General features: G+C 74.9%; 1 protein-coding gene and 1 pseudogene. Both read right to left on the bottom strand.

The genetic code is table 11. The features are described 5' to 3' along the window. A partial coding sequence (locus tag EYA84_RS30910; RefSeq protein WP_131057737.1) for a GTPase occupies nucleotides 1–1229 on the bottom strand: 1229 nt, incomplete at its 3' end. 5 nt (nucleotides 1230–1234) lie between these two features. Continuing rightward, nucleotides 1235–2158: pseudogene (locus EYA84_RS30905) on the bottom strand (ABC transporter); the annotation flags it as partial.

Here is a 2158-nt window from a genome sequence, read left to right as displayed (position 1 = left end):
GCCGCGCTCACCGCCGCCGGCCAGGCGCTCGGCAACCCCTCCCCGGCCCGCTCGGCCACCGTACGCAGTGCCAGGGCCAGCGCCGACTTGTCGGCCGCACCGGGCTCGGGCACGGACGTCGCGGCGGCCAGAGCCCGCTCGGGATCGTCCGCGACGGGCTGCGGACCGGGCAGGTGCAGCCGACGCAGCGGATCGGGTCGCAGCCGCCGCCAGAACCGCACCAGCGGCCAGCCGGTGCGCGACGCGGCCCGGTGCCGGTATGCCTGCTCGACCGCACTGAGCACGGTCGGCACCCCGGCCACCGCGCTCAACGCCCGGTCCAGCTTGGCCACCGCCGGATCGTCGGCCGGGAGGGCCGACCGGGGTGCCCCGACCATCCCGTCCAACGCGTCGACGACCGCGTCCAGGTCGCCGGTGAGTCGACGCAGTGCCGCCTGCCGCTCGACGACCGTGCGTTCCAGTTCCGCCCGCAGCACCTCGGGGCCGCTCGGGTCGACGATCGTGGTGGCCAGCAACGGCACCCCGTCCAGCCCGTCCGCGTCGAGCAGCCGGCGCAGGTCGGCCAGCACCCGGGGGACCTCGGCCGGGGGCAGCCGGTCGGCCTGGTTGAGCACGACCAGCGTGACGTCCCGGTGCCGCTGGAACTCGCGCAGGTAGGCGGCGTGCACCACCCGGTCGGCGTACTTCTCCGGGTCGACCACCCAGACCACCAGGTCGACCAGGCCGAGCAGCCGGTCCACCTCCAGGCGGTGCGAGTGCTGCACCGAGTCGAAGTCCGGCAGGTCGAGCAGGATCAGCCCGTGCAGGGTGGACTCGTCGTCGCCGTCGAGCAGGCTCTCCCGCACGAAGCGGTGCTTGGGCAGCACACCGAGCCAGTCGAGCAGCCGGGTGCCGCCGTCGAGCGGACCCCACACGCAGGCGTGGGTCACGCCGGTGGTGGGACGGCGTACCCCGACCGGCGACAGGTCCATCCGGGCCATCGCGTTGAACAGGCTCGACTTGCCGCTGCCGGTCGCCCCGGCCAGCGCGACGACGGTGTGGTCGCGGGAGAGCGACAACCGGGTGCCGGCCCGCTCCACCAGGGTGCGTGCCGGGCTCAACGGGGTGTCCGGCAGGTATCCGTCGACCAGGCCGAGGAAGCGGTGCACCGCCTCCAGGCGGGCGACCAACTGGTCCGCGTCCACCCGTCCGTCGCTGATCCGCAACGCCTCGCGGAGGCGTCCCCCCATGCCCATCACGCCGCCGCCCCACTGCGATCGTCCGTGGCGAAGCCGCTGCGCGTCCGGGCCGCCTCCACCTGAGCGGCCGCCTCGCGCAGCGCCGTCGCGTGCCGGGCCGCCGGCCGGGCCTGGTCGGTCCGGTCCAGGTATCGGGCGGCCTCCTCGTCGAGCAGCGCGTGTACCCGGTCCAGCAGGTCCTCCCGAGCCTTCGCGGCCAGCGTCCGCACCGCCTGGTCGCCGAAGATCGCCTGGAGTACGGCCTGCCCGGCGACGGTGGTCCCGGCCCCGGTGGCGACCTCCAGGCCGGTCGGGATGAACGCCGTCGAGGCGAACACCGCGATCATGACGGCCAACCCGGTGGCGTTGACCGCGTACGCCGCCGTACGGGCCACGAAACGCCGGTCACCGCCCTCGGCCCGGACCAGTTCCAGCACCCCGCGTTGCCAGTCCCGGACCAGCCGCTCGGCCCGTTCGGGCAGGTCGGCCGCGTGGTGTGCCAGATCCGGTGTGAGTAGTGCGGCACCCGCCGGATGCGCCTTCCACCCGGTGTACGCGTGCTCGGCCGCCTCGGCGGCCACGCCCCGCAGCAACGTCGTCAACTGGGACTCGATGGCGTCGCGCAACTCCACGGCCGGGGCCGGGCGTCGGCTGAACGCCGCCGTGAGGCGGTCACGCAGCCGTCCGATCCGCGCCTCCAGGCTGCGGAAGAGGTCACTGGTGCCGATGAACTCCTGCCACCGGGCCAACACCTCGCCCCGGAGCAGCCGTCCGTCGCGCAGACCCTGCTCGACCATCCGGTTCGCCGCCCGGTAGGCGGCCAGCACCCGTTCGTCCAGAGCGTCGGCGGCGGTGACCTGCTCGTCGGCGGCGACGGCCAGACTCTCGACCGACGGCGCCAGCGCGGCCAGCGCGCCGCCGAGGGTCTGCCGGACCACCGC

The sequence above is a fragment of the Verrucosispora sp. SN26_14.1 genome (assembly GCF_004307965.1).
In the GTDB taxonomy this organism is placed as follows: domain Bacteria; phylum Actinomycetota; class Actinomycetes; order Mycobacteriales; family Micromonosporaceae; genus Micromonospora.
This window is presented reverse-complemented; position numbering and strand designations above follow the sequence as displayed.